The sequence below is a fragment of the Anabaena sp. CCY 9613 genome (assembly GCF_963920895.1).
Taxonomy (GTDB): domain Bacteria; phylum Cyanobacteriota; class Cyanobacteriia; order Cyanobacteriales; family Nostocaceae; genus Cyanocohniella.
In genome coordinates, this window is the sequence record NZ_CAWUDE010000042.1 from 1 (window position 1) to 4,717 (window position 4,717).

At 44.1% G+C, this 4,717-nt stretch carries 4 protein-coding genes; 1 reads left to right on the top strand and 3 read right to left on the bottom strand.

Annotated features, from left to right (window positions below):
• Nucleotides 1–234: 234 nt before the first annotated feature.
• Together ACM0OT_RS23650 and ACM0OT_RS23655 are read right to left on the bottom strand one after the other, a co-directional pair.
• Nucleotides 235–498 carry a hypothetical protein gene (locus ACM0OT_RS23650; RefSeq protein WP_414566816.1) on the bottom strand — a complete coding sequence of 88 codons (264 nt, stop codon included), beginning with the start codon at nt 496–498 and terminating at the stop codon, nt 235–237.
• A gap of 249 nt (nt 499–747) precedes the next feature.
• On the bottom strand, nt 748–2,343 hold the full coding sequence (locus tag ACM0OT_RS23655) for a mechanosensitive ion channel family protein (protein ID WP_414566819.1): 1,596 nt from the start codon (nt 2,341–2,343) through the stop codon (nt 748–750).
• Between the two features lie 610 nt (nt 2,344–2,953).
• Here ACM0OT_RS23655 and ahcY point away from each other — a divergent pair.
• Nucleotides 2,954–4,231: an adenosylhomocysteinase gene (ahcY, locus tag ACM0OT_RS23660; RefSeq protein WP_414566817.1), complete on the top strand. Its 1,278-nt coding sequence runs from the start codon at nt 2,954–2,956 to the stop codon at nt 4,229–4,231.
• Nucleotides 4,232–4,374: 143 nt separating this feature from the next.
• On the opposite strand, the gene ACM0OT_RS23665 is transcribed toward ahcY, so the two are convergent.
• Nucleotides 4,375–4,717: pentapeptide repeat-containing protein (locus ACM0OT_RS23665; RefSeq protein ID WP_414566818.1), on the bottom strand; the 343-nt coding region annotated here is incomplete at its 5' end.

Below are 4,717 nucleotides of genomic sequence, written 5' to 3' on the forward strand. Positions count from 1 at the left end.
CATTGCGTTCGCGGAGCGTTCCGAAGGAAAGCAATTAGCGGTGAGAGTGTCAATTCGTTCACCCGTTGAGCTGCTTGGGCGATCGCACTGGGATAATAACTTAATTGCACCATCAAATTACCTTCCTATAAATAGGGATTGGGGATTGGAGATTGGGGAGATGAAAAACACAGATGTTGGTACTCACCGAAAATCTTTCCCCCCTGCACCCTGCCCCCCTGCCTCTTCTTCCCCTTATGCCACTTCCCGCAATTGCGCTGGAACATTAATTTCTGGAAATGGCAGCGAGAGTTGTTCAGCTTGGGGTACAGCAGCTTCTTGCAAAACTTGTACTTCGATATTCACACTTACTAAATAACTACCTGTATCAGCACCGACAGCTTCGGCGATTAATTTAGCAATCTCCGGGCGTTTGGCTGTCAACGGGTCACGTAATATACACCGATCCCATTCGTGCTTGGCAGTCGGGTTGAGGTTGAGGATGTAATGCTTGATCATTGGCTTAACCCTTGAATCCATCTTCCAGAAGACTTTCACATCGCCGCGTTGTACTTGACTAGGCTTTGTGGAGGCTATATTTATTATAGTACATTTGTACTTAAATGGGAAGAAAAATGCTGTGAACTGACACAGTTAAAAAGTGCATTCATATTTTCTTGTGGAACAGGCATCTTACTTGTTCTGGGCTAGAAGCCCACTCCACAATAAACCTGTGAAAGATTTGCTCTAGCCCTTAGCCCCTAGCAACTACTCAGCTTTACCATTTGTTTGCGCCCCCAGTAAATGAGCATCATTGACCCAAATATCCTGTTGAGGTGCAGGAATAGAAATGCCGGCTGTATCCAAGGCGACTTTTAAGCGTCGGCGATACTCCCTTCCCACGTCCCATTGTTTGAGTGGCTGCGTTTTAATCCAGACACGAATCATCAAACCACGCACCCCAAAGTCGTCTATTCCCAAAACTTCAGGTGGTGCAATGATCCTCTGTTTCCATACTGGATCTTGATTCATCTCCATAGCCACATCTTTAATTAGCTGTAAAGCATCATCAATATTAGCTTGATAGGCAACTGGAATGGTTAAATCGGCTCGTGACCAACGGCTAGAAAGGTTGGCAACAACTTTAATTTCACTGTTGGGAATCGTAATCAAGCGTCCTTCAGCATCTCGTAACTGAGTCATCCGCAAATTAAGATTTTCTACTAAGCCTCCGACATCTCCCACAGCAATGACATCACCTAAGGCATACTGGTCTTCTATAATCACCAAAAAACCGTTAATCGCGTCTTTAATCAAGTTCTGAGAAGCAAGGGAAACTGCCACACCAATTAAACTAGCACCTGCGAGTAACGGCACAATATCTATACCCAGTGAAACTAGGGCTAATAAAATACCAATTCCTAGCCAGATCCCAGTAGTAATGCTTTTAGTCACACCAGAAAACGTGGACACTCGCAGTTGCATCCGTTCAGAAGTATCTGACGTTAGTAAAGCACCACTGCTAATCAAAGTAGAAGTGAAGCGGTCAATTAAGGCATAGGTAAAACGGATCGCTACATAAGTTCCCAGTACTACGACACCCAGTCTCAAAGGAACTTGGGCGGCTGTGAGAATCACTAATTGAAACGATCGCGTATAAGGAAATAGACCTAAAATGAAAACAACCCCACTTCCCCAAATCCCTGCTTGAGTCAATTGAAACAGTCTTTTTTTGACTTCTTGAAGATGTCGATCCTGCTGTTGATTTAATTGACTTGTAATGTGTTGGGCGTTTTGTGAAATCGGGAGTATAGGGCGGTTTGCATGATGTTTCAAACGGCGTTGCCAGTAATATACTCCCAAACTGCTCACAATCATTGCCACACCAATGCCAGCGGCAATTTGGCCTTGTGTGATTAAAAATTGAGGTTGTCGCTCCTCTCTTGCTACTTCTAAGGAGTCTTCCAACTTTTCTTTGATTTGATTTGCTGTTATGAATGGATCTTCATTCCGCAGTCTGGCATCTTCGGATGTAATGGTCATCAGGTATTGACCATTTACATAAATGACTGGTAATCCATTTAATCTCCGGATTTCTACCTTAATTTCTGCTGTTGTTGAGCGCAAATAATTTTGGCGGATTTGATTGAGATTTTGTTGGACGTTTCGCGATCGCTCAGAAAGATTACTTCTGGTTGCCGCTATTTGAAATAATGGGTTGCCATCCAAATAAATCTGCCCAGAAGCAATTCGGGTATCCGCATCGCTACTAAAGGTGTTGGGAGCTAAATTTATAGGCAATTGAGCCGTAGCTGTGGACATAGGTACAACAGCCACAGCCATTGAACCTGCAATGGTCAACATTACACCCCTACCCAGACTGGGTTTAGGTTGCACTCGTCTAACTAATGATGGGGAGGCTTTATGGGATGTGTCCAAGTTGGGGACGCCCTTGGCGATAGTCCGGATGTTACTTAAGCAATTTTCTTTCCTACATACCTGTTTCTGCTTGAGAGAAGCAAAACTAGGCCACAAAACTTGCTTTGCGATCGCCAAAAATTGAAAGCGCACTCAAATACCTCCTTGTAGATAATTTACAGTCGGTGATTTCCAGAGTTATCCTCTGTAATTTAATTGAGTAAATGTACTTATCTAAAGTTCCATTGTGCTGTACATAGGGGTTAAGGTTAGCATGTTTGATAGCTTTTACTACTTTAGATAGATGCACAATTACTATGTTTACCAGATGGAAAACATCAAATTAGCCCTGATAATACTCTTAACAAAAATCAAAAATAAAGACCAAAAAAAGTCAGGAATGAAGTTGATATTAAGGCTATGCAGGGTCATGCTAGTCCAGAGTACAATTAACTAGCTTCTTGGTAATGACAACCGAGAATCACCAGTTGTAGAATACTCTAGTAAAGTACGTAAGTTATTACGTAACTTTTTTTACTTTTTGAGGAAAATTTTGATGACCGCAACTTCTCCCCGATTAAAGCACGAGGTTAAAGACCTCGCCCTAGCTCCCTTGGGAAGACAGCGCATAGAATGGGCTGGACGGGAAATGCCTGTATTAGGGCAAATCCGCGATCGCTTTGCTCAAGAAAAACCCTTTGCGGGGATTCGTCTTGTAGCTTGTTGTCACGTCACCACAGAAACAGCACATTTAGCGATCGCGCTCAAAGCCGGTGGTGCTGATGCTGTTTTGATTGCTAGTAACCCCTTATCAACTCAAGACGACGTAGCAGCTAGTCTCGTCGCCGATCACGAAATTCCCGTATTTGCCCTCAAAGGCGAAGACAACGAAACTTATAACCGCCACGTCCAAATTGCTCTGGATCATCGCCCCAACATTATTATTGATGATGGCAGTGACGTAGTTGCCACCCTCATTCAAGAACGCCAACACCAAATGGGCGATTTGATTGGGACTACAGAAGAAACCACAACCGGCATTGTGCGGTTACGCGCCATGTTCAACGACGGCGTTCTTACCTTCCCCGCAGTCAACGTTAACGACGCCGACACCAAGCACTTCTTTGATAATCGCTATGGTACGGGTCAATCTACCCTAGATGGCATTATCCGCGCCACAAATATTTTGTTGGCTGGTAAAAATATTGTTGTAGTTGGTTACGGCTGGTGTGGTAAAGGTACTGCACTGCGGGCCCGCGGTATGGGTGGTAACGTGATTGTCACCGAAATTGACCCCATCAAGGCTATTGAAGCTGTCATGGATGGTTTCCGCGTGTTGCCAATGGCAGAAGCTGCACCTCTAGGTGATATCTTTATCACTGTGACAGGTAACAAGCACGTCATTCGTGGTGAACACTTCGATGTCATGAAAGACGGTGCGATCGTTTGTAACTCCGGTCACTTTGATATTGAACTGGATTTGAAATATCTGGCTGCTCAAGCTAAAGAAGTGAAGGAAGTTCGTCCTTTTACTGAAGAGTATAGATTGACCAGTGGTAAATCAGTCGTTGTTCTGGGACAAGGACGTTTGATTAACCTGGCTGCGGCTGAAGGACACCCCAGCGCAGTTATGGATATGAGTTTTGCTAACCAAGCTTTAGCTTGTGAATACCTGGTGAAGAATCAAGGTAAGTTGGAACCCGGTTTGCACTCAATTCCTACTGAGGTAGATCAAGAAATTGCTCGTTTGAAGTTGCAAGCAATGGGTATTCACATTGATTCTTTGACTCCTGACCAAGTTGAGTACATCAATTCTTGGATGAGTGGAACTTGATATTCATTGATTAATTGATTTTTTGGGGATAGGCGTTTTGCTTATCCCTTTTTTTAAGCAGGGTACAGTGGAAAAGAACCAAAATACTTCTCCATACACCCATTATTGGAGTTCAATGCCGAAGGCGATCGCTAACAATTGCTTTATTTAGGCAGCAGAATCCTAGAGTGATCGCCAGAAGAATCTTCAAAGATTGCACCTCGTTGAATTAGCTCACGTTTGATAGATTCGGAGAGTCCTTGATTATTTCCGAATCGAGCATTTTCTATATTTGCACCACTCAGGTTGGCACCACTCAGGTTGGCACCACTCAGGTTGGCACCACTCAGGTTGACAACAATCATGCTGGCCAAAATCAGATCAGCATCTCTCAGGTTGCCACTAATTTCGTTACTAGAATCACTCAGGTTGGCACCACTCAAGTCAGCACCACTCAGGTTGGCACCACTCAGGTTGGCACCACTCAGGTTGGCACCACTCAGGTTG

Bases quoted from the DNA above. Each gene is read 5' to 3' on its own strand.
- ACM0OT_RS23650 (WP_414566816.1), bottom strand. From the start codon at position 498: ATGATCAAGCATTACATCCTCAACCTCAACCCGACTGCCAAGCACGAA.
- ACM0OT_RS23655 (WP_414566819.1), bottom strand. From the start codon at position 2,343: ATGTTGACCATTGCAGGTTCAATGGCTGTGGCTGTTGTACCTATGTCC.
- ahcY (WP_414566817.1), top strand. From the start codon at position 2,954: ATGACCGCAACTTCTCCCCGATTAAAGCACGAGGTTAAAGACCTCGCC.